The organism is Cohnella sp. LGH (genome assembly GCF_017671885.1).
Lineage (GTDB): Bacteria > Bacillota > Bacilli > Paenibacillales > Paenibacillaceae > Cohnella > Cohnella phaseoli.
Window position 1 is genome coordinate 6,568,968 of sequence record NZ_CP072117.1, and the last position, 21,335, is coordinate 6,590,302.

Below are 21,335 nucleotides of genomic sequence, written 5' to 3' on the forward strand. Positions count from 1 at the left end.
CATGAGCGCCAATCAACCGGAAAGCGTCATCGGCGGCAAGAGCTTCACCGCGGTAGCCGTCAATTGCGCGGCCAAAGCCGGGGAGTGGATTAAAAGCAAGAGCGGCAATATCACCCAACTGGATACGAAATATTCCGCGCAGGACCTGGTCACGGAAGTGGACAAGGGCGCGGAGAGAATGATTCGCAACCTGATCGGCACCCATTTTCCGAACCATGCGTTTTTGGGAGAAGAGGGCGTGGAGCCGGGGCCGTTAGCCTCTGCCAAGGCGCTGGAAGCGGTCAGGGACGCCGAGTATTTGTGGATCGTCGATCCGGTGGACGGGACGACAAACTATGTGCACGGTTTTCCGTTCTTCTCAGTTTCGATTGCGCTGGCCCATCGCGGTCAGGTGATCGTCGGAGTCGTATACGACCCTTCGCGAGACGAGCTATTCGTTGCGGAAAGAGGGAAGGGCGCATACGTGCATGGGAAAAAAATGGACGTGTCGCAGGAAGCGACGCTTAGCCAAAGCTTGGTCGCGACCGGTTTTCCGGCGGACCCTCAGGAGGCGCTGCCGGCCAATCTGAGAGATATTCAGGCGATCGCGCCGAAGGTGCGCAATCTTCGCGTGGCGGGCTCGGCTGCTCTGCATCTCGCCTACGTGGCTGCGGGCCGCCTGTCCGGATTCTGGGAGCATAACCTGAGCGCATGGGATATCGCAGCGGGCTCGCTGCTCGTCGAGGAAGCGGGCGGTCGTATGTCCGATTTTGGCGGCGAACCGTATCAGCTTGCCGTTCGCAACGTACTGGCGACCAACGGTCGGATTCATGACGAGCTGAGCCGAGAGCTGAAAGCGGCGGATGTGTAACTTATAAGTGACACATGAGAAAAGTTGTTTTCGACCATCCTAGGGACGAAGGGGGGCGAACGAAAATGGAGCGAGACGAAGCCGAGGAACTGCTGGCCCGTCAATTGAGCGAGGAGCCTGCCGCCGAGACGGACGAGGAAGAAGCGGGCGCCAGAGCAGCCAAGCGACTGCCTCCCAAGTGGGAAATTCGTATCCAGGCGAACGTCGATCCGATCGTCGAAGAGACGATCGCCTACCGCAGCATCGCTCGCGAGGTCGACGGCAGGTATGACAAAGTCGACGTTAGCGCCGACGACAAGACCAAAAAGGACGGGCAAGCCTGAGCGAAAGCTGTTTCGCTTTAACGGGCTTGGCTTCGATAAACCGCAAAAGGTCCAACAAGTCATTGGACCTTTTTGCGGTTTTTTTGTGCGTGCCTCTATAAGCTTACGCTTGGAAAGAAGTCTTCGAATAATGGAAATAAGATGGCGCTTTTTCGGGAAAACTTGATAACTTCAGGCAGGGCGGGTTTATGAAGTTTAGAAAAAATATTTCATGAATTATATTTTATTGTTGAAATTATATTTCGTAAACATTATACTGTTCTCGCAGGGACCTATCAGGATAGACAGACGGAAACGCAATTAACAAAGGGGGGGACAGTATGGGGAACGGCGTTAAGGTCGGCGCCGATCAGGTTGGGCAACTAAGCGGAAGTTTGAAGGGGTGCAACTTTGCGCTTCTGACAAATCCGACGGGGATCGATTCCGAGTTTCGTTCGACGATTGAGGTGTGCGCTAGTATTAAGGGTGCTAAGTTAAGCGCTTTCTTCGCTTGCGAGCACGGGTTGCGCAACGAGCTGCAGGCGGGCGTGAAGTTCGAGGATCATATAGACGAGGAATATGGCCTTCCTGTGTACAGCCTGTATGGAGAAAACCGCGTTCCGACCGCTCAAAGTTTGCAGGGACTAGATGCCGTCGTCTTCGATATTCAAGATTTGGGAGTTCGTTTCTACACTTACCTGAGTACGCTTGTATACGTTATGTCGGCATGTGCGGAGCACGGCGTCCGGCTCATCGTGCTGGATAGGCCGAATCCGCTCGGCGGACACCGGGTTGAAGGAGGACTGCTGCACGATGACTTCCATTCGATGGTCGGAGCATGGAGGATGCCGGTGCTTAGCGGTATGACGATCGGCGAGTTTGCCCGCCTAGTCAACGCCCAAGCCGAGAAAAAGTGCGAGCTGGAAGTGATTCCTCTGCAAGGCTGGCGGCGTTCGATGGAGTACACCGCTACGGGGCTGCCGTGGATTATGCCATCCCCGAATATGCCGACCATCGACACGGTGCGGATTTACGGAGGCAATTGCTTGTTCGAGGGAACGAATCTCTCGGAAGGAAGAGGCACGACACGGCCGTTCGAGCTGATCGGGGCGCCCTGGCTGGATCATCGCCGGCTCTGCGACACGCTGAATGCGCTGGAAGTGCCGGGGGTGCGCTATCATCCGGTTACTTTTACACCTACTTTCCAGAAGCATGCGGGCGAGCTTTGCCAGGGCGTGTACACTTACGTAACGGATAAGGAAGGTTTTCATTCCGTCGAGAGCGGGCTGACGATGCTTCATCATATCGTCGCGATGCATCCGAACGAATTCGAATGGCGCGGGAGCGAGGACGGCAAAACCTTTATCGATATTCTCAGCGGCAGCGACGAGGTTCGCCTTCGGATTGCCGAGCCGGAAGCGCTGAAGGACATTGCGGCCTCATGGAGAAAGCAGTCCCGCGATTGGGAAGAGGCTCGCGAGATTTACTTGCTATATGAGGACTAGGCTTGAGCAGAGGCTTGCGACGGAGAGGAGCTGCCGGACATGAACGAGTACTGGTCTGTGGAAGCAGGCTCCGGCTGGACGCTATCCGAGGAAGCGGGCGCTGGAATCAGGAGACCGATTGTCGAGGCGATTAGAGAGAGACTTATCCCCGGCGCATCCGTCGCCATCTATTATCGGGGCAATCTGATCCGCTATGCGGCCGGAGCTGCGGCAACCGGGCTGCAGGAGCGCCCCACCGGCCCGAACACGCTCTATGATTGCGCTTCTCTGACGAAAGTTGCGGCAACGCTGCCGCTTATCCTGCAGTTGGGAGGCCAAGGGCGGCTCCGTCTGGACGACGAAGCGTCCATGTACGTGCCGGAGCTTCGCAGCGACAGAGCTGCGCGAATCACGATTCGCCAACTGCTTGCTCACACTTCCGGCTTGCCGGCTACGTACGATTTTCACAGTTTACCTTGGAGTTTGGAACGCATATTGACCTTTATCGGGAGTGAGCTTTCGATAGAGAAGCCTTCAGAAACGGCGGTATACAGCGATTTGGGCTTTATCATACTTGGCGCGATCGCCTCTCGCTTGTATGGTATGCCCCTGGACGAATCAGCCAAGCGTTACCTGTTCGCACCTCTGGGAATGTCGAACACCGGATTCTGTCCCGACCCGGCCAAGCTGGATGAGATTGCGGCCACGGAATGGTCGGAGGAGCTCGGAGGCTACTGGCGAGGAATCGTTCATGACGAGAATGCCCGTGCTTTGGGAGGCGTGAGCGGTCATGCCGGTCTGTTCTCCACGGCTGGAGATTTGCTCAAATACGCCCAGCTATGGCTGAACATCGGGAGCGGCGAAGCTTCCCTGCTGCCGGATTCGCTGGCGAAGGAAGCGATCAGGCTTCAAACCGGCGGGGCGGACTCGTCCCGAAGAGGGCTCGGCTGGGTGCTTAAGGGAGATACTGCGGATGTATCGGGAGCTTGGATGACTTCGGGAGCCTTCGGCCATACCGGATTTACCGGAACAAGTCTTTATGTGGACCCCGGTCGCCAGTTAGCCGTCGTGCTTCTGACGAATCGCGTTCATTACGGAAGACAGCAAAACATTACCGGACTCAGGCAGTCGTTGCATGATGCAGTCGTTCGCTCGCTGGTCGAGCAGGCTGAGAAGTACCCTAATCCAATCCAATCGAATTGACAGGAGGATTTTCGAATGAAAATGAAAGTTCAATCCACGGCGATGCTGATTTTGATTCTGTCTATGGTTTTGGCCGCTTGCGGCGGCGGCAAGGAAAATAACGGCGGCAATAGCGGCGGCAGCGCCTCTCCCGCCCCTTCAGGCTCGGCGAGCGCTCCTGCCGGCGGAGACAAGGTAACCGTAACGGTAACGTCATGGCGCGCAGAATCCAGCGAGCAGCAATTTTACAAGAAGCTTCAGGAGGAACTGAACAAGACGTCTCCGGAAATTGTGATCGACTATCAGCCGGTCAAGGCGACCGAATATAATACGACGCTTAACCTGAACTTGAACACGGGAACGGCTGCCGACATCATTCACCTTCGCCCTTACGCGGGCGGCAAAGCAGTAGCCGATGCAGGCTATCTGGACCCGATCGACGGACTGACGGGGCTAGACAAGTTCACGCCGGCTCAGCTTGCTGCTGCGCAGGGGTCGGACGGCAAGCAATATGGCGTACCTTACATGCTGAGCTCTACGCAAATTTTGTACAACAAGGAAATTTTCGAGAAGAACGGTCTGCAAGTGCCGCAAACCTGGGATGAATTCATTCAAACCGCCGAGAAGCTGAAAGCGGCAAGCGTTACGCCTCTTGCCTTCGGCTCCAAGGAAGGCTGGGTGTTGTCGCTCATGCACGGCGCAGTCGGTCCGCAGTTCTACGGCGGCACGGAGTTCGTCGATAAGTTCCTGGCCGGCGAAGCGAAGCTGGACAGCCCGGAATATATTCGTTCGATTCAAGCGATGAAAGACTTGCAGCCATACTTCCCGGCCAACTTCGAAGGACTTGGCATGGAGGATATCCGCACCTTGTTCGCTACCGGACAAACCGGCATGGTCATTAACGGTCACTTCGAGATCGCGTCCATTCTCGGACTGAATCCGGATCTGCAAATCGGCGTATTCCCGGTTCCTCCGGTCGAAGCCGGCGGCAAAGGTTCGGTATCGACTTGGGTTGACGGCTCGTTCGCTCTGAACAAATCGGCCAAAAACAAAGAGGCTGCCCGCAAAGTGTTGGAGTTCATGACGACCGAAGCGTACGGCAACCTGATTCTCGATCACACGAAGTCTCCGTCTCCGATTCCGGGAACGTCTACGGACAACGCGCTGGTCAATGAAATCGCACAGCTTTCCGGCACAAATGCGACTCCGTACTTGGCCGTCACAGCGCTGAACAACGGGAATCCTACAACAAAATCGACATTGGAAAATTCCTTGCAAGCGATGTATCTGGGCAAGCTGACTCCGGAGCAGGTTGCGGCTGAAGTACAGAAGAGCGTGGATACCTGGTTTAACAAGTAAACGAAATTATCAATTCCGCAACATTGACGGCCGCGGTTTGGACGGGATCATTCGGGAAAGAGATCGCGAACCGCGGCCGTTCGTTATCGGATTTATGCAAATGCGAGGTGGATAAAGCCTATGGGAAAGGCGAATAACGATAGCCTGGACATTCGCGGCGGTATGCGCAAAAAATGGCTTGTTCATTTGTTTCCGCTTCCTGCCGTCGCGATTTATACGATTTTTATCGTATATCCGATTCTGGCAGCCTTCACTTACAGTCTGTTCGAATGGAAGGGACTGGTGATGGGAGGGTTTAACCAGTTCGAGAACTACAAGCGGCTGTTTATGGAAGAGCCGTACAACACGATGTTCTGGAATGCCTTGTCGCACAACGTGTATTACTTCATGATCGAGATGCTCGTGCAGAATACGATTGCGTTCGCCTTGGCGTACGTGATATACAAAAAGATAAAAGGCGTCTCTTTCTTCAAGGTTGCCTACTTCCTGCCGCGTCTATTATCGATTATCGTCGTCGGCTTCCTCTGGAAGTTGATTCTGAACCCGAACATCGGCGTTCTGAATGCCACACTGCGCGCGGTCGGGCTGGACTCTTGGGCGACTGCCTGGCTGGGCAATCCGGATACGGCGTTGACGGCCATTGCGCTGATCAACTCCTGGTTTGCCATCGGTTTCTACATGTTGATTCTTCTGGCGGGATTGCAATCGATCTCCGTCGAGGTGCTTGAAGCGGCGAAGCTGGACGGAGCAACGGGTCTTAAACTAATCCGTTCCGTCGTGCTGCCGATGATGTTCCAGCCGCTTGTGATCGTCATTGTCATGACCTTTATTCAGTCATTCGAGGCGTTCGAGCTCGTGTTCGCCATGCAGGGTTCTATGGGCGAGCCGTATTATTCGACAGATTTGCTGGCCGTCTTCTTCTACCGTACGGCATTCGGAACCAGTGGCGGAGACGCAGGCTCCCTGGGAATCGGCTCCGCGCTTGCGGTGGTCATGTTTGTCATTATCGCGACGATATCCGCTCTGTTTATGCGCTATGTCAATAAGCGGGAACAGACTTAACGAAAGGAGCCAAGGAATCCATGAGCATGAAAATGATGAGGCGAAGCCTGTTATACACGGCCGCAATCGGATATGCGCTCCTTTCGCTCTTTCCGCTGGCGCTGATGCTGATTTCGTCGCTCAAGCCCAATATTGAAATTTTGACGAAGCCGCTGGAACTGCCGAGCAAGCTGACGTTTGTCTCCTACGAGAAGCTGTTCCTGGAGCTGGATTACGCCAAATACGTGTTCAACAGCGCGTACATCAGCATTATGAGCTTGCTGCTGGTCATTGTGTTCAGCGTAATGGTGTCTTACTATATTGCAAGATTTCAATTTAAATGGAACGGTTTGCTGTTCTTCTATTTTCTCATCGGGATGATGCTGCCGATCAAGCTCGGTCTGGTTCCGCTGTTTCTGCTGATTCAGGATCTGAACCTGGTCGATTCGCCCTGGTCCGTCATTCTGATTCATGTCGGCTCGGGATTGCCGATGGCCGTACTGATTTTGGCGGGCTTCTTCCGCACCTTGCCTAAGGAGCTGGAGGAGGCGGCCAAGATCGACGGATGCACCAATGCGGGACTGCTGATGAAAATTCTCGTTCCGCTGATGAAGCCGGCCATAGGCACCGTGACGATTATTAACTTTATCGGAGTGTGGAACGAATTTTTCTTCCCGATGATTTTTATTCAGACAGAAGGGAAGAAGACCATTCCGCTTGCGATGCAGCAATTGTTCGGGGAGTTTACGACCGACTGGAGCGTCCTGTTCGCGGGACTGACGCTATCGTCCTTGCCGATGATTCTGATATTCGCCTTTGCTTCCCGCCAATTTATGGACGGTCTTACGGCAGGAGCGGTGAAATAACGGTTAGTCCAGACTGACAATTTAAGGTGGGGTTTCTATGATGCACGGGGCACTTATCTCGATTAAAGCGGCGCTGACGCAGCTTAAGCCGCAGGAAAGAATCGTTGCGGAATACATTCTGGACAATCCGGAGCTAACCGTAAAGATGTCCGTTCAGAAGCTGGCGCAAACGACGGGCGTCAGCGAAGCGACGATCGTCAGGCTTTCGCGCTCTCTCCACTTTAAAGGCTACCAGGAGCTGAAAATGCGAATCGTCGCCGATCTGGCCCAGACGTCCCGCACGGCGATGGAAACGGACGCCTATCAGGAAATCCAACTGAACGGAATGGTGTCGACCTTGATCGACTCCATCTCCCATAACAATATGCAGTCGATTCAGGACACGTTGTCGGTGCTGTCTGTCGAAGAGGTCGAGAAGGCGATCGAGAAGCTGGGAAAGGCGCGAAAAATCTGCATTTTCGGAGTAGGAGCGTCGGCTGTGATCGCGGAGGACTTCATGCAGAAGCTGACGCGGATTGCCCGCTGGTGCACGGCAGCCTTCGATTTTAATACGCAAGCGACCTACGCGGCCCTACTGCAGGAAGGGGATGTGGCATTCGGCATCTCCTACTCCGGCCAGACGGAGGACGTGATTCGTTCGCTCGGCATCGCCAAGGAAAACGGAGCCTGCGTAATCTCTCTAACCAAGTTCGGAAGCAACCCGATTTCCGATCTTGCGGACATCCGGCTGTTTACAAGCTCGATGGAAAAAAGCATTCGAAGCGGGGCGATGGCCTCGCGGATCACGCAATTAAACGTCATCGACATTTTGTATGTCGGCGTCGCTCAGGTGGATTACGAAGAGAATGTCAACATGCTGGAGAAAACGAGAAAAGCCGTAGCGATATCGAAGCGCAATACGAGAACGGACTGATTTATAGGAGGACATACTGTTATGGAAAGACTAGAGCGTCTCGTTACAGAACAGAGAAACGCGCGAACGCGCGATCTGAGCGAGTTAAGCATAAAAGAAATTATAGAAATTATGAACGAAGAGGATCAGACCGTCGCACTGGCGGTGAAAAAGGAGCTTCCGGCTATTGAGCGGGCGATTGCGGCTATCGTGTCTTCTATGGAGAAGCAGGGAAGGCTCGTCTATGTCGGAGCGGGCACGAGCGGGCGCATCGGCGTGCTGGACGCCTCCGAATGTCCGCCGACCTTCGGCGTGGACTTCAATACCGTGATCGGACTAATCGCCGGTGGAGAAGGCGCGTTCATCAAAGCTGTAGAAGGAGCGGAGGACGACGAGGAGCTCGCCGTGAGCGATCTGAAGCGAATCGTTCTGACCGCGAACGATGTCGTGGTCGGTTTGACGGCCAGCGGCCGCACGCCATACGCCAAGGGCGCGCTTCAATATGCGCGACAAGCGGGCGCAACGACCGTTTCGGTAGCCTGCAATAAGGATTCGCTCGTCAGTTCATACGCCGATCATGCAATCGAGGTTGAAGTCGGACCTGAGATTCTGACCGGATCGACCCGTCTGAAAGCCGCAACCGCGCAAAAGCTGATCCTGAACATGATATCGACGACCGCGATGATTCGGCTTGGCAAGGTCTATCAGAACTTGATGATGGATCTGCACGCGAGCAATCAAAAGCTGAGAGAAAGATCGCTTCGAATTGTCATGGAAGCGACGGGAGCCGGTTACGAGGAGGCGAGCCTTGCCATGAAGGCAACCGACAATCACGTCAAAACGGCAATCGTGATGCTGGAGACGGGGCGCGACTGCGAGGCTGCCAGAGCGGCTCTTGGAGAAGCTTCCGGATTCGTCAAGCGCGCGATCGAAGTCGTGCGAACGGCTTCCCGGGAATAATGCCGATGGAGTATGTCATTGGAATCGACGGCGGGGGAACGAAGAGTCTGCTTCATATGATGGACTGTGACGGCAATTTCATCGTGGAGCTGGACGGCGGACCTCTTAATCTCAATGCGACCGGTAAAGAAGCTGTGCAAGCGGAGCTAAAAGAGCTGCTCTTCCGGGCGGCGGACCGTTCCGGGATGCCGCTGGCGAATTGCCGAGCGCTCTGCATTGGCGCGGCGGGAGCCGCCAGGAGCGATGAGCGGGCAATCATTGAAGGCATGCTCAGAGAGCTTGGTCTTCGCGGTATCGTCGAGGTGACCAACGATGCCGAGAATGCGCTGGCCGCCGGATGCGAAGGGCGGGAAGGCGTCGTTGTCATTGCCGGAACGGGATCGCTGGCGTTCGGGCGGGATCGGGACGGCCGCGTCTGTCGCGCCGGAGGCTGGGGCCATCTCATCGGCGACGAGGGAAGCGGCTACGCGATTGCCTCCCGCGCCGTCGCCGCCGCCATGCGAAGCTTCGACGGCCGCGAGCCGCCGACAGAGCTGCTGCCTCGGCTGATGGAGGCGATCGGCATTGAGAGCCCGGAGCAGTTTATTTCCTTCGTCTATCGTCAGGCAGGAAAGCAGCATATCGCAGCGCTGGCTCGGATCGTGAACGAGGCCTATCTGGCGGGTGACCAGAAGGCGGCGCACATTCTGACCGAAGCGGCGGACGAGCTTGCCTTAATGGCGCAGACGGTGCTCGGCAAGCTTCGGTTCGATGTTCGGCCGATTCCCCTTGTGTGCAGCGGCGGCGTCTTCTCCCGGATCGATGTCGTATACGAACGTTTTGTCCAACAGGTCTCCGCAGGCGGCTTTCCGATTGAGGCCATCAAGCCCACTCGCAATGCCGCTTACGGCGCGGCTAAGATCGCTTTGTTGTCCTCTCGCGGGGCTGTCTCGTAAGCATGTCATGTTGCTGTGATAGATAATCGATAATAAAGGTGCAAGGTGTATATATCTCCCTCCGGAAGGTATATACACTTTTTTATTTATCGATCATCTGAAGCAGCTCTGCTTATGGGACATCCTCTTTTTTGTATTTGTCGTACGATTGCCACCTATAGTTGAAACAACCAATCAAGGAACCCGAGGGGCAACAGCAGGCTGGCGATTCGCTTAGCGGATCATGTTGACCGGGCAACGAGGAAAGGAGGGTTAGATGTCCAGATTAGGGGAATTGGCAGCGTATAAAACGATCGTTGCTCAGAGGCTGATCGGCAATTCGAACATTTGCAAAGGTTTGTTTTATTCGGACAGCGATTATTTGGATCAGCCGGAAATGGCGAATCCTGAGCAACTGCTGCACGATCGTATTTATCTGTATCCGTACAAGCCGGTTGAATCTGGTAACGAGAACGAGGCCAGAGCGTGGATTACGATTTCGTTGAATGATTTTAACGGAGTTGGAAGCTCGGTTATACGAGCCGGTTTTCTCACGATCGAGGTTCTGGCGCATAAGGGATTGCAGCGGACCGCCTATGAGCTGTTGCGAACCGATCATATCGCTGCGGAAATCGATGAAATGCTGAGTCTGGAAAGAAGCATCGGAATCGGTCGTCTGCAATTTGCCGGGATGAACGAGATTAGCTTGAATGAAAATCACTACGGAGTTTCCCTGAAGTATCGACCTGTCGACTTCGGCTAATGGATTGCGGTGAATGAGAATGGATCATGACATTGAGTTAAAGCTGCTCGCAGGGCTGTCCGTAGACTTGGGCAACCAACTGTCGTTCAGCGTTCCCACGCTTCGAACGATCGCGAACATTGGGAGTAGGAAGTACGATGCATTGATTTCAGTGTTGCTCGTTAATAAAGCTTCGTTGGAGGAGCTGGCGGCCAGCCGAGTGACCAACTTCGAGCTTTTTGCGCTTAATTGCATGTTGAATGAAGCGTTCTGGAGCAAGGCGAAGCAGGGATTGGAATTGTTTTTCGGAATGGAGCCAACGCTGCGGGAAAGCCCCGACGGGGCTCTTATTTATTTTCTGGACGATCCGGATATGCGGCTGGATGACGGCAGCTTTGACTATTTTCAAAGTCTGATTATGTATTCCCATAACATCCAGTTCCAGCGCGAGCAGTTCAGCCCAGGGAACGCCAAAGCTAAAGCGCTGATCGAGAAGCTGCAGAAGGGCAAACAGGAGATTTTAAGCCGCAAAGAGCAAATCTTCGACCTGGCCAGCAAAATTTCGGGTGTCGCTTGGAAGTCGAGCGGCGTAAGCATTTTTAATGTTTTCGACTTGACGATTTTCCAATTTTACGATGCGCTGAACAGACTCGAACAGGTGGATTATTACTTATTTACTTTGCAAGGCATTTACTCCGGCCATGTGGATGGCCAGAAAATCAACTTATCCAATATCCATTGGAGCAAAAAATACAAACCTTGAGGAGATTGATGAACTATGGCAACACCTAACCGTTGGGCAATTCGCGATGCAGGCATCGCAACTTTTTATAACCTTGTTACTGGCAAACCAGTGACGACGCTTCGCACGTTGAAAACATCCGGACTGGAAACGACCGGAGAAACCGTATACTCGCGCGGCGGCTTCGGCAATCCGAAGCTGGTCGGCTTCTCGGGCAACCGGGAGTCCAAAATCAAGCTTCAGGATGCGATTTTCGACAATAAAGCTTTGGCCATGCTGACCGGTAACGTGCTGTCCGAGGGCGCTGCTCCGATTCACGTCATCGAGAATGTTAAAGTCGCATCCAATGCGGCGGTTCTGGATAAAACCCCGGTCGGCACGCCGATCGGCGTGTTTGAGTTGAACGCGGACGGCACTTTGGGCGACGAGGTTGCTCTGGCGAGCGGTACTCCGGCAACGGGTGAATATTCGATCGCTGGGAAAAACTTGACCTTCTACGCCGGTGATTTCACGGACGGAAAAGTACTGTCGGTCTATTACAGCGCAACCTCCGACGCTTCCGCCAAGAAAATGAAGGTTACGTCTGATGCCTTCGGAGGCACCTTCAAAGTCGTTCTCGACTGCCTCGTGCGCGACGAGTTTACGAAGAAGGATTTCGCTGCGCAAATTACAATTCCGAACGCCAAGTTCGAGGATGCATTTAACCTGAATCTTGCCGTTGAGGGCGACCCTGCGGTACTTGACCTTAATCTTGAGGCCCTTAAGGACCCCGTGTCCAACGATCTGTGGAGCATGATGATCTACGATCAGGATGAAGTGATTTAATAAGTAGCTGATATAAAGGGCTGTCCCATAAGTAGAGTTACTAGAGATGATCGATAGAGGAAGAAGGTGTATGTACCTCCCGGAGACTGCCTCATACGCTCCTGAAATGACCTTGTAACGGGTTTGCCTAATCAGATTTCAGGAGCGTATAGCATCGGAGGGAGGTACATATACCGTGCACTTTTATCTTCGATTATCTCTCACAACAACTTGCTTGGCTTACGGGACAGCCCCTTTATATTATCTTAAAGCTCATGATTCGATATTGTGGGCTTTAAGATAATATCCAATAACGAACGGGAGAGGTTACGAATATGGCAGCAAAACAAACGAAACTGACTGTGGCCGGCATTAATCGCAAGCATAGCAAGGAGTTTGGCTCGCTTAAGCGGGTAGAACTGAGCACGGGGGACTATACGGAAATCTATCAACGGTTCAGGAAGACGTCGATCCAGAAGCTGGTGCTGGACTATATGGATATACTGAACGCGATGAAGGAAGGCGGCAAGAAGCTCGGCAGCGGAGCGATGGTATTCGTGTACTACATGCTGCTGCTTAAGCACTTCACCACGCTTGGCAGCATCATTCCTGAAGATTTGGGACAGATGATCGGTGTCGGCGAGAAGCTGCTTGACCTGGGCGTTATGGAACAAATCTTGAACGAGTTCCCCCAGCAGGAGTTGGAAAAGCTGAATGCGGCCATTCAGGAGGTAAATCGAAATATGCAGGCTCAGCTTGAAACCTGGCCTACCGAAAAGGGCAAGGAGAGCGGACAATGAAGATTAAATACGGAGAAATCGAGTTTTATTCGAAATGGCTGCTGGAGCATCTGACGCTGGCCGGCAAAAGGTCGCGCATGAGAGTTCGCTTGATTGAGATTTTGGGAGAGCATCAGGCGAAATTCGAGAGATTCAGAATGGATCTGATCAAGGAGCATGCGCAATTGGATGAGAACGGCGACATCGTTGTGATCGAGCGAGACGAGAATGGCAGCGGACAGGCGGACATCATCGATCCCGAGGCCTTTCGCAGCGATCTGCAGGAACTGTTGCTGGAGGAGTTCGTTGTGGAAGAGAGCGAAACGAATCGGGAAATGCTGCTCGTAATGAAGGAATGCGTCGACGAATGTCCGGTGGCTTGGTCGGGCCAAGCTGCGCTGGAATATGAAGCGGTATGTCGGCTGTTCGAGGGAATTTATCAGAATGAATGAAGGTAACCGGGCCTTACTGGGGGAGGAGAGTTTAAGTTGGCAAATGGGAATGATTTGAGGGCGACGTTGTCTGTGGCGATTGATCAGGACACGGTTGTACGGGATATAAATAAGGCAATGAAGAAGCTGGAAAAGCATTCAGCATTTAAGTCATTGACGTTAAAAATAGATTTAGATAAAAAAATCGTTAGTATTTTGGCGAGCCTTGACAAGGCGAAAGATGCGATGGCAGATATCTCTGTACAAGCGGGATTGGCTGCAACTGGCCTGCAGCAGCTAGGGGAGGCTGCAAGAATGGCGGCTTCGGCAGCCTACGTAGAATGGAACATCTTGGGAGAGCAACTGGTACGGATTCAGTCGCTTGCGGCTGAAGCCAGCGCGCGATCGGCGGAGGCGGTCTCTAGTGAAGCTGCTTCGGGCGGGCTTTTGGGAGCTCTAAATGATGGGATTGATTTTATGGGGGCCCTGGTAACGATGTCTGATTTTAACAAGGAAATTCTTAAGCCCCTAAGAGATGAGTTGGCCTTTATTGGAACTGAGTTTACACGTTTAGCTGCGACTCAGGGGGTACTCAGAGCAAGTACGCAAGTTCTTTCATACTCATTTATCATGTTAGGGAAGGCCATTCTTCCTCTGGCGATTATAAGCGGAGTGATCTGGGGGATTGGGGAGCTATTCAAGGCCTTCTCAGGAACTAATGAGAAAACCAAAGAAGCGGAACGAATCAACCTTGATCATGTTAACTCGTTGAAGCAGCAAAGAGACGAACTGCGGCAATTGGCAGGAGAATATGAAACCTTGCGTGCTGCGCGAGAAGCCGGATATGCAACGATCGAACAAAAACAGAAACTACTGGAACTCCAGACGCAACTCGTCAAATCCTATGGTGTATCGGCAAGCGCAATTAATGCGGAAGGTGATGCTTTAGCGACCTCCAGTGCAATTAAGATAAGGATTGCTGCTCTTAACGAGGAAATTGCTGCTCAGCACAAACTAGATAAGTTGAAGTTGAAGGTTAAGGATAACGAGCGAACGGATACGATTCAGAATACTGAAGATTCGATTAGTAAAGATGAGGCAAAGATCAGAGACTTTCAAAGTAGAGCTGAGAGATATCGTGAAACATTTGAATCTGAAAAAGGATTGGACTCTCCGTATAAAACTTTTTCGGAAGATGAGTTGAATGATCAACTGAATACAATAGATAGTAATATCAGTAATCTGATATTAGGAATTGAGACAAAGAGAAATAATCTGAAAATAGCCTTATCAGAAACGACGGACATCTTAAGGACGGAATTGGACCTCTATCTTTCTACATTACAGACCAGGGGAGCTAATGTGTCGGATGTGCAGAGAGCATTTATGGAGGGGTTGCTTGATTCGATTGCTCGTAATGGTAAGGATCTCGATTCACAGATCAATAATATTTTTGAAGCTCATGCGATTTTGCGTGAATCGGGATTTGAACAAATTTTGGTCAATTTCAATGATGCACAGAAGTCAGGCGACATTCAGGGGATAGAGAATGCCAGGAATCAGGTCACAAGCCTCCTAAATGATTTTCATGATGGTATTACAGTTACAGATTCTTTTCGAAATTCGATCCTGGCATTGTTTGAAAGCGGCAACCCTATTGCGATGTCTTCTGAGGAAACAGCCAAGTTTGTCAAGAGCTCAATTAAGTCGTTATCTTCGCTTGAGAATGCGTACCAAAAACTAAATGAAGGTGAACAACTATCTGCAGATACAGTTACTGATTTGATTACTCTGCACCCGGAGTTGGCCAAGTATTTGGCTCAGACCAACGATTTTACGTTTCAAAAAGGTCAATTGTTAAAGCAGGTTATGGATCAAGAACGTGCTAATAAAATTGAAGAATTAAAAAATTCTATCCAGACGACAACCAATCTTCGTAACGAGTTGGAGAACAAGCGGCGCCTTCGAGAAGCATATTATATACAAGTTCGGGGTTATAATGAGGCTTTATTAAGAGACGGTACAATAAACGTTATGACTCCGGAAGAGATAGAACTGGATAACCAGTATAGGAAAGAGATAGAAGAAAAAGAGGCATTGGTGAATCTGCTGAATCAGCAAAACACTAATACTTCTAAAACCTCTAGCATACAAGCGCCGCCAATATCAAAGGAGAAATACGAACCCAGTCTTAACTTCTCCAAATCAAAGCAGGAAGTTGATGATTACAATCGTTTGCTTGAACAGAATAACGATGAAATTCAACTGGCGATTGCTCAAAGAGGCTTGTACGATAAGCGTTTGGCCAAGCGAATTTCCTTATATTCCGATCTTGCGAAGTCTCTGAATAACCTTAGTAAAGAACAGGAAAAGGAGCGGGACAGCTTAAGGACAAAGCTGACGAAAACCGGGCTTGTAGACAGCGCTGGAGAAGTCGTCGCCGATGTCGAGAAGAGGCTGCTCACTCTCTCTAAAGGAAAAGCTGCGTCCAGATTAGGCCATACCGCAGAAGAACTGGAACAATTCGTAGAACGTTATTTGGAGCTTGCGGGTGAGATCGCAGATACAGCTTCGCAATTGAGAGCGGCAACTAACGATTTAGCCGACACGCTCCAGATCGGGCTGGACAAGATAACAGCGGCGTCGACTCGAAAGCAGGACAAAGCGCAGCATAAAATTGCAATGCTAGGCGAGATCAATACAGAAGACGAGAAAAAGTTGCTCGCCCAGTATTCTGCTGAAATCATAAAGGCGTTATCGCAAGAGCAAGGCCAAATTGACGCCGAAATTGCAAAGGCCAATGCTGTCATTCTAAACAAGAACAGCAGCAAGCAGGAGAAGGAGGCCAATCGAGTTCACCTCGAAAACCTAAAGCAGGAAAAAAAACAGGTGGATGAGAATTTAATCCAGGAATCCGAGCAGTACGGAAAATCCCAAGCAGAAGCTCTGTCCTTCGGGTTTAATAAGACGCTGGAGGAGCTCAAATACGCGAAGTCTCTCTTGGGCAACATCGATACAGATGAAGAAAGGAAAAAAGCGGCTGAACTTGACCAACAGATTCATGATACGTTGACGAAGGGGATCGACAGATACAATCAAGATATTGTTGAACTGGAACGCAAGCTCTCGACCGAGTTGAAAGACGAAGAGAGACATCGGGCGCAGGCTAAGCTTGAAGTGCTTCGGGAGTATGTCAAGAACTATACTGTGGAACAAGCTCAGGCGGTTTCCGCTTGGGAGAATTCAGTTAAATCTTCGGCGAAAGACGCTATGTCAGCTCTGGAAGACTTCTATGCAAAGCAGGGAAAAGCAGCACAAAAGCTTCTCGACGACCAACTGGAGGATTACAGGAGCTTCATTGAGGAACGTAAAAAGCTGTTCAAACGTGAAAACGAAGAAGAGGATTTTAATGCCAATCGTTCCAAGCTACAAAAGGAAGAAGCTGAACTGAAAAAGCAACTCGCTGTTCTTTCCTTGGACAATTCCATTGAGGGGCAGTACAAGAGAGAGCAGTTGGAGCAAGAACTGGCCGACAAGGCGGAAGAGATTCGTAAACTTGAGTTGGATCGGACCAGAAGCTTGCGGGAGCAAAATTATGACGATCTGCTTAAAAAGAAAGAGGATGAGATCAAAGTTGCTAAAGATGCGGCAGAGCAGAAGTGGCAGAACGACTTGGCTGCAGACATGCAGTATTCTACCTTAAAGCAGGCGCTGCTTGAAAACAACACTGTTAAAATGCAAGAAGTCTTGCTTAATTTCTCGAATAGTGTTCAGGTCTATATGGACGCAATCGGCGCAAGCATAGATCGGAATCTCGTTGAAAAGCTGGCAGATGCACAGAGAATTCAGAATATTGCAAATGAAATTGCGGGGATATCTAATCTAAACTTGTCTCCCTATCGACTACCGGTCACGCCTAATGCTAAAACTGCAACAATAACGACGAGGCTTACAGAATCTGTGAAGACGCCTGTTCAATTCAATAACTTAAAAAAATTCCATGAGGGCGGAGAAGTTGGAGTTCAGAATACAACAACCGATAAATGGTGGACGGGCATGTTGAAGTCCAACGAGGTTCTTTCCGTCCTAAAAAAAGGTGAGGCAGTCATTAAAGATCCGATACCATTTGTCCAGCGGATGATTGCGAATGTGGCCGAAGGCTTAAATATGGCTCCAAAATTTCTTCTGTCGGGAGCAGGCACCTCCGGAAATACCAATCATTATGAATATGATATTCGAATCGAGCGTCTGGAAGGCGGAGAAGCCGGAGCCAAGGCGCTGTTTAAGCATATCAAGACACAATCTCAGAGAGGCAATCGGATTTAGGGAGGTGAATTGACATTGACTATGCGATCAAGCATTTATTTTACCTTTAATGGGCAAAGGTCGGACGATTTCGGTATCGTTAACGTCAATATGGAATCCGGCATGTTGAGTGAACCTTTTGCCGCAAGTAGAACGATTCGTAAGCAGCGGATCAGGGGAAGGGATCGGGGATATTTTCAGGAAATTGAGCTTGAAGAACTCAAATTTACGGTGACATTCGCCTGGAAAACCGGATGGGAGAACGAGGACAAGCTCAGGGAAGTGGCGAGATGGCTGCTGTCTCCGAAATATTATGCGCCGCTGGTGTTTGCGGAAGAGCCGGACAAAATCTACTACTGTCTGTGTGTAGATAGCCCCGAGCTGATTCACAATTCTTTGAAGCAGGGCTATGTTCGGCTGAATTTTGAGTGCTGCGATGCTTACGCCTATACGCCTGTCTATGAGCAGGTATTTGATCTTTCTAATAATCCTGTTGGCGGAACAATTATAGAGCTTGAAAATATCGGAGATGCGGAATGCAAGCCAATCGTCTCTATCTACAAAGTAGGCAGTGGCGATGTCACGATTCGGAATCAGTCTAACGGCAATGCGGAAATGACTTTGGTGCAATTGGTCGACAAGGAGACGGTGGATATTGATTGCGAGAATCGTCTCATCAAGACAGATCTTCCGCTTACTTATCGCTACGACAAGTTAAGAGGAGATTATTTGATTCTTTCTATTTTCGATAACAAGCTGCTCATTCAAGGAAGCTGCAGATTAAAGTTCGTATATCAGTTTAAGAGACTTCAGTAAAGGAGGCGACAGACGATGATCCTGAATGCGAACGAATACACAGAGCCGGAGCGTCCGCGATTATATGTGGCGACTCCGAACAGAACGATAGTCGGCGAGCTTCCCGAAGCCTACAACATTAAACTGAACACGAAGCTTGGCAACGTTCCGACGTTGAACTTTTCGCTGCCGTATCGAATTGCTCGTATGAACAAACAGTTGGACAATCCGAATATCAAGAAAACGAAGAATCGCTATCTGATCAAATACGTTTACGGAACCGAAGCGGAATGGTTTATGATCAAAGCTCCTTCCGACATCATGGAGGACATGGATCGAAAGGACATTCAATGCTACGGGCTTGCGTACGAGCTTGCCGACAAAAATGTGCGAAAATACGAAGCCACCAGCAAGAATGTGACGCAAATCTTGTCTGTGATATTGGAGTCGAGCCTGTGGAAGCTTGGAGTAGTCGATGCGGACTTCGATACCATGTACCGCTCCCTGTCGGTGTCGGACTCAAACGCACTGGACGTTGTGTTCGATGTCGCGTCTACATTCGGCTCACTTGTGACTTTCAATTCCGAACAGCGAACGATTAATCTGGTTCAATTTGACGAATACGGGATGAACAAAGGGCTGGAGGTAGCGTACGGCAGCCTGCTCAAGAGCGCGACCAAGAGCGAAAGCACGGATGAGTTTTTTACATTGTTCAAAGGGTTCGGCGCCAATGGAATCGGTATTCAAAGCGTAAACGTGACGGGGAGTAACTATTTGCTGGATGTCTCTTACTTCATGTACCCTTTTTCCAGGAATGATCAGAGAAATGTGCTGGCGCACAGCGACTATATGAGCGATAGTTTATGCCATGCTCTGCTGGATTATCGGGGGCTGCTGGAGTCTAAGCGAGGCATCTATAAAGGGTATCTTAGTTCGCTGCAAGCCTTGCAAGATACTTTAACAGATCGTACCAATGAATTGTATGATTTGAAAAATGAGCTGGCGAGTATCGAGAATCAGATTGCTGATGCTAACTACAACAAGCAAAGTACAAGCGCTCTGGTTACACAGAAGAACGCCAAGAATTTGCAGATTGCGGTCAAAAACAGCGAAATTGCCAGCGCCGAGACCGGAATGGACAATGTAGAGGTCCAGATTGCTACGCTTCAGCAAGCGCTGTCCTTAAGTGCTAATTTTACAGTCGGACAGCTTGAGGAATTGAACCCGTATATCATCGAGGGGACTTATGAGAACACCAACATTACCAAGCCAGAGCAGCTGTATGAGGTGCTGGTGAAAGAGTTTGATAAGGTCAAGCAGCCTAAGCTTGTTGTGGAAATCAACATGGTTAACCTGTTGGAGGTTGTTGAGGAACAGGACAAATGGGACAAGTTCCGACTTGGAGATGTGTTGACAATCCGAAATGCCGGCATCGGGCTGAATGTACAGGCCAAAATTATTGAGCTCAACTACGATTTTGAATCCGGCGATATCGGCGTTGTGATTAGCAATGTTAGGGAGCTATTGAGCGACGAGGAACGTTTTCTCAGAGAACTCTATAATTCGCGAACGGCTTCACAGAACGTGATCAGTAACAGCGGCTTGTGGAATCAAGCATCCGAGGAAGCGTCCGAAGCTCAGCAGATTCTAAAAGGCGTATGGGATGCAACGGCCAGAAGCATTCAAGCTTCCGTGGATAATACGGTAACGATCGATCGCAAAGGCGTTATCGTCAGCGATCCGAACACGCCAGACGACATTCTGATTTTGCAGAAGGGGCTGCTGGCAATCAGTCGCAACGGAGGCAACACCTGGTCAACGGCGATTAACGCGAACGGCGTCTTTGCCGAGCGACTGGTCGGGCAAATTCTAGTCGGTACGGATTTGAGCATCAGCAACAGCAGCGGCTCGGTTAACATCAATGCCAACGGCATGACGGTGACGGATATGAGCCTGAGCGTGGTCAACTCTACGTTCAAATCCAAAGTACTGATCAATCCGAACGACGGGCTTAAGGTGCAAAAAAACACCGGAACGTCGGGCGCTCCGGTGTGGTTGGATCAGATCTCTCTGGATAGCAGCGGCAACGCCTTGTTTGGCGGTGTTCTTAGCATCGGTAGCGGCGGTGCCGTAGTCAAAGCCGACGGCAATACTGGTCTGTGGGTCGGGGCGTCGGCTTTCGCTAATGCTCCTTTTCGGGTGGATCTGAATGGAAAAATAACCGCTACCAACGTTGAACTGAAAGGAGGCTTTCTTGGCTGGGGCAACTTCAACGTTAATAGTGATGGGGTTATTACAGCTACTGGTGCTAATATTACTGGCAATATTACGATGACGAACGGAAGCATTCAATGGGCAAATATAAATAGTGACCCCATTGCAACAAATGCAGCATCGACAGCGTATAGCGCACTCGCAATATCCTCAGCCATTGCAAATGGCACATATACTGGCGGAACATTTATCAGTGGGAGTCAAATATATTCACCCAGTATTTTTGGTGGCACAATTGCTATTGGTAGTGGAAATAACATATTTAAAGCTGATGAAAATGGCATTTATTTGGGGAATTCTACTTTTGCAAATGCTCCCTTTAGAGTTGGGATGAATGGTTCACTTGTTGCAAGGTCAGGTACTTTTAGCGGTACAGTTACTGGATCAACGATTACGGCAAGCTCAATTCAGACGGCTAGTAGTGGAACACGAGTTACTATGAGTTCTGGATACTCAGATATGTATTTTTATCATGATTCCTATGAATTGTTTCGAATATATGACGACATCACGGCCATTAGATTGGGAACTCCCCAAAAACAGATTAATTGTGATGGAGATTGGTATTTTTGGGGGAATGTTCATGGTGTAATTTCTAAATGGGGGTAGGTAG

At 50.6% G+C, this 21,335-nt stretch carries 18 protein-coding genes; all 18 read left to right on the forward strand.

The window, feature by feature from the left end; genetic code table 11:
* The first annotated feature begins 1 nt into the window (after window position 1).
* The gene (locus J4772_RS27370; protein WP_209072280.1) at window positions 2-850 is read left to right on the forward strand and encodes an inositol monophosphatase family protein; all 849 of its coding nucleotides are present in this window, start codon (window positions 2-4) and stop codon (window positions 848-850) included.
* 65 nt (window positions 851-915) lie between these two features.
* A complete protein-coding gene (locus tag J4772_RS27375; protein WP_209072281.1) occupies window positions 916-1,173 on the forward strand; it encodes a hypothetical protein in 258 nt (85 codons plus the stop codon).
* A 320-nt stretch (window positions 1,174-1,493) separates the two neighbouring features.
* Window positions 1,494-2,657, forward strand: coding sequence for an exo-beta-N-acetylmuramidase NamZ family protein (locus tag J4772_RS27380; protein ID WP_209072282.1), 1,164 nt, complete (start codon window positions 1,494-1,496; stop codon window positions 2,655-2,657).
* A gap of 39 nt (window positions 2,658-2,696) precedes the next feature.
* A complete protein-coding gene (locus J4772_RS27385; RefSeq protein ID WP_209072283.1) occupies window positions 2,697-3,839 on the forward strand; it encodes a serine hydrolase domain-containing protein in 1,143 nt (380 codons plus the stop codon).
* A gap of 15 nt (window positions 3,840-3,854) precedes the next feature.
* Window positions 3,855-5,177: an ABC transporter substrate-binding protein gene (locus tag J4772_RS27390; protein WP_209072284.1), complete on the forward strand. Its 1,323-nt coding sequence runs from the start codon at window positions 3,855-3,857 to the stop codon at window positions 5,175-5,177.
* Window positions 5,178-5,297: 120 nt separating this feature from the next.
* A complete protein-coding gene (locus J4772_RS27395; protein ID WP_116063700.1) occupies window positions 5,298-6,239 on the forward strand; it encodes a carbohydrate ABC transporter permease in 942 nt (313 codons plus the stop codon).
* Between the two features lie 20 nt (window positions 6,240-6,259).
* The gene (locus tag J4772_RS27400) at window positions 6,260-7,084 is read left to right on the forward strand and encodes a carbohydrate ABC transporter permease (protein ID WP_116063699.1); all 825 of its coding nucleotides are present in this window, start codon (window positions 6,260-6,262) and stop codon (window positions 7,082-7,084) included.
* A gap of 37 nt (window positions 7,085-7,121) precedes the next feature.
* A complete protein-coding gene (locus J4772_RS27405; protein WP_209072285.1) occupies window positions 7,122-7,997 on the forward strand; it encodes a MurR/RpiR family transcriptional regulator in 876 nt (291 codons plus the stop codon).
* A gap of 21 nt (window positions 7,998-8,018) precedes the next feature.
* On the forward strand, window positions 8,019-8,936 hold the full coding sequence (gene murQ, locus J4772_RS27410; RefSeq protein ID WP_209072286.1) for an N-acetylmuramic acid 6-phosphate etherase: 918 nt from the start codon (window positions 8,019-8,021) through the stop codon (window positions 8,934-8,936).
* Between the two features lie 5 nt (window positions 8,937-8,941).
* On the forward strand, window positions 8,942-9,871 hold the full coding sequence (locus tag J4772_RS27415; protein WP_209072287.1) for a BadF/BadG/BcrA/BcrD ATPase family protein: 930 nt from the start codon (window positions 8,942-8,944) through the stop codon (window positions 9,869-9,871).
* A 256-nt stretch (window positions 9,872-10,127) separates the two neighbouring features.
* A complete protein-coding gene (locus J4772_RS27420; protein WP_209072288.1) occupies window positions 10,128-10,613 on the forward strand; it encodes a hypothetical protein in 486 nt (161 codons plus the stop codon).
* A 13-nt stretch (window positions 10,614-10,626) separates the two neighbouring features.
* Window positions 10,627-11,355 carry a hypothetical protein gene (locus tag J4772_RS27425; protein WP_209072289.1) on the forward strand — a complete coding sequence of 243 codons (729 nt, stop codon included), beginning with the start codon at window positions 10,627-10,629 and terminating at the stop codon, window positions 11,353-11,355.
* Window positions 11,356-11,370: 15 nt separating this feature from the next.
* Window positions 11,371-12,159 (forward strand): hypothetical protein, encoded by a 789-nt coding sequence (locus J4772_RS27430; RefSeq protein WP_209072290.1) that lies wholly within the window; start codon window positions 11,371-11,373, stop codon window positions 12,157-12,159.
* A 314-nt stretch (window positions 12,160-12,473) separates the two neighbouring features.
* Window positions 12,474-12,938 carry a hypothetical protein gene (locus J4772_RS27435; RefSeq protein ID WP_209072291.1) on the forward strand — a complete coding sequence of 155 codons (465 nt, stop codon included), beginning with the start codon at window positions 12,474-12,476 and terminating at the stop codon, window positions 12,936-12,938.
* The gene (locus J4772_RS27440; protein ID WP_209072292.1) at window positions 12,935-13,369 is read left to right on the forward strand and encodes a hypothetical protein; all 435 of its coding nucleotides are present in this window, start codon (window positions 12,935-12,937) and stop codon (window positions 13,367-13,369) included. Before J4772_RS27435 ends, J4772_RS27440 begins: the two co-directional genes overlap by 4 nt.
* 36 nt (window positions 13,370-13,405) lie before the next feature.
* Window positions 13,406-17,674 carry a hypothetical protein gene (locus J4772_RS27445; RefSeq protein ID WP_209072293.1) on the forward strand — a complete coding sequence of 1,423 codons (4,269 nt, stop codon included), beginning with the start codon at window positions 13,406-13,408 and terminating at the stop codon, window positions 17,672-17,674.
* Between the two features lie 21 nt (window positions 17,675-17,695).
* Complete coding sequence (locus tag J4772_RS27450; protein WP_247741235.1) at window positions 17,696-18,469, forward strand: distal tail protein Dit; 774 nt, start codon at window positions 17,696-17,698, stop codon at window positions 18,467-18,469.
* A gap of 15 nt (window positions 18,470-18,484) precedes the next feature.
* Entirely contained in the window at window positions 18,485-21,331 is a 2,847-nt protein-coding gene (locus J4772_RS27455) for a phage tail protein (RefSeq protein ID WP_209072295.1), read from the forward strand.
* Window positions 21,332-21,335 lie beyond the last annotated feature (4 nt).